Source organism: Terriglobus sp. YAF25, from assembly GCF_052113305.1.
Lineage (GTDB): Bacteria > Acidobacteriota > Terriglobia > Terriglobales > Acidobacteriaceae > Terriglobus.
Window position 1 is genome coordinate 1 of the sequence record NZ_JBFRCY010000653.1, and the last position, 2653, is coordinate 2653.

A 2653-nucleotide genomic window follows, 5' to 3' on the forward strand; every position below is an offset into this window, starting at 1 on the left:
ACTTGCGACCGTCGATGTAAGAAGCGACACTGCTGCTCCGTAGATTCCATAGCGGGGAATCAGCACGAGCATCATCGGAATGCTGAATGAAAGCCCGACCCCCTGAAGAACGGTGACTACACCTGGCCTATCGAGAGCCATGAAGGCCTGAGCCAGAATAAAGACAGCCCCCGAGAGCACTACTTCCAGAACCAGGATGCGCAGCACGCCGGCGGCCTCAACATATTCACGGCCATAAAGCAGGCGCAACAGGAGCGGGCCGGCGAGACAGACGAAGATGCCGCATGCTGCCGTCACAAGTCCGCTTACGCGTACGGCGTCGCCTGTCATAGCGATGACTTCGTCTGCGGAACGCCCCGCGGCTTTGGGGAAGAGCACCATGACTACTGAATTTTGGAAGAGGTTGAGCATCCGGGACAGACTCAACACAACTACATACGATCCCATCGCGCTGGGACTCAGCATGCCTACTACCAGTACCTGGTCGACTTGTAGTGTCAGTGTTCCTAATACGTCGATTCCGTACGAACGAATTCCATAGCTCAGGATCTGCTTCACGGTCGCCATGCGCGCAGGTACAACTCTTGCGGAGACTCGCCGCAAGCGCGCGGCCATATACCAGAACGCCGGGCCGGACGCGGCGATGTATGCGATCGCGGCGGTGAATGGCGTAAGATGATGGGCGACCACAAAACATAAAAGACCAATCAGCGTTGCGAAGGGTGTGATGATCTGGATTGCATTCGAGCCGGAGAAGTCGTGCGATGCCTCAAGCACTGCGCGGCCGACGAGAGTGACGGAGCAGAGCGGCACGGTGATGAGAAACCATTGCGCGGCATGTACGGTCGACGGCGAGTATTGATGCAGCCAGTGGGGAAGCAGGAACACGGTGCCTGCTGTGGCAAACATACCCAGTATCGTCGCCATGAAAAAGCCATTCGCAATCAGTTCTTCTCGATCTTCAGGGCGAAACCGCAGATAGTAGATGAGAGAACTGGGAACGCCCAGTGTCGTAACGCTGGCAATGAAGAGAGGCCACAAGATCATCGCCGCCAGTTCGCCGCGGCCCCAGGGTAAAAGCATCCGAGCGGTAAGTATCCCTGTGGAGGCCTGAAGCGCAAGAATGAGAACCTTGCTGGCGATGGAATGAACGACCGCACGCGCACCGTGTCCAGCGCTTGTTTCGGCCGACTTCGGTGGTGAGATCGATTCTGTGGACGACACGCTCATCCAGCCCTCCGCTGTAACAACTTCAAGCTATGAACTGCAGGCGATACGCTGTCGAGAAAGCCCAGTAGACGCTCCTGAAACACATTGATGTCATAACGCTGCGCATTTCTCCGGATAGCCGCTGGGTCCCATTGCTGGCTTTCCAGTCTTTCCAGCCCCTCTATCAGTGAGTCGACGGTTTGTTCGCCAAAGCGGACGCCATTCATGCCTTCCACCACGGTCTCCGTTGCTCCTCCGGCATCGTAGGCCACCACAGGCCGGCCCGCCGCATTGATCTCAAGCGGAGCCATCCCAAAGTCTTCCTCGCCTGGAAAGATCAGAGCGCGGCAACGRCTCGCATAGCGATTGACGTCGGCATCGGACTGACGCCCAAGGAAGGTAACGGTTGGTCCTGCCATAGCCTCGAGCGATTCGCGGGCTGGACCATCACCGATAACAATCAGCCGCCGATTGGTTCGCGTGCATGCTTCGACCGCGAGGTCGATTCGTTTGTAGGCGTTCAAGCGAGAGAGAATCAGGTAATAATCCTCGGTTTCTTTGCTCACCCAGAACCGCGATGTAACGATCGGAGGTTCGATGACAACTGCATCCACACCGAAGGCTTGTTTGAGACGGTTCGCCACGATATGCGAATTTGCGATGAAGAAGTCGGGCCGCGTGGCTGCCTGCATTTCCCACTTCTTTAAGCCTTGGACCATAAGATGCAGAAGCATCTTTGTAGGTTTATTGAAGTGTTCGCGCGCGATGTATTCAGGAAAGCGCCACACCCAGCGCATCGGATTATGGCAGTAGCAGACATGAATCGCGTTTTTGCTGCGCTTCACGCCTTTGGCATATCCGCAGCAGCTGCTGACGATGAGGTCGTATGCCGTCAGATTCGCCGACTCTACACCGAATGGATATAGAAGGAAATATTGACGGTACCATTTGGCCTTGGCAGGCAGTGCCTGCATCCAGGTCGTCGTCGCATCTGCATCGCGAAGATATGGGGGCAGCCGCTCAGGCACCGCCATTGTGGTGTGAAGATCTGCGCCGGGTAACGTCCGGAGGATAGCTTCGGTTACCCGTTCTGCACCGCCGTTCTGTGCAAGATAGTCCTGGAAGAGAGCAATTCTGGGCATAGAACCCCTTGTTCCCCGAAATGTGACTACTCGAGGAACTTCGTTTTGAAGTCGTGTTCTGTACTGCTTTTCGCGTTCACCTGGCAGCGGACAAGAGAACCGAGCTCATGCGGGTTAGGTGTATGCCGCTGCCGTGTTGTTGTTGGGACTACGCGTTCATAGAGTTTCTTCAGCTCCGCCCGAAATCTCTCCGAAGAGAATCGCGGGCAGGTCTCAAGCCGTGCTGTCATGGCCGCAGCGTCGAGCAGAACGCGGTTCTGCGATAACTGAAGCAGTCTGCCTGCGAGGCCGGCTGTGTCTCC

At 56.3% G+C, this 2653-nt stretch carries 3 protein-coding genes; all 3 read right to left on the bottom strand.

The window, feature by feature from the left end:
- Positions 1–1230 (bottom strand): oligosaccharide flippase family protein (locus AB4043_RS21830; protein WP_442308074.1); only part of this gene is annotated, 1230 nt, incomplete at its 3' end.
- The gene (locus AB4043_RS21835) at positions 1227–2351 is read right to left on the bottom strand and encodes a glycosyltransferase (protein ID WP_442300909.1); all 1125 of its coding nucleotides are present in this window, start codon (positions 2349–2351) and stop codon (positions 1227–1229) included. The genes AB4043_RS21835 and AB4043_RS21830, both read right to left, overlap by 4 nt.
- Positions 2352–2377: 26 nt before the next feature.
- On the bottom strand, positions 2378–2653 hold a 276-nt coding region (locus tag AB4043_RS21840; protein ID WP_442308075.1), incomplete at its 5' end, for a glycosyltransferase.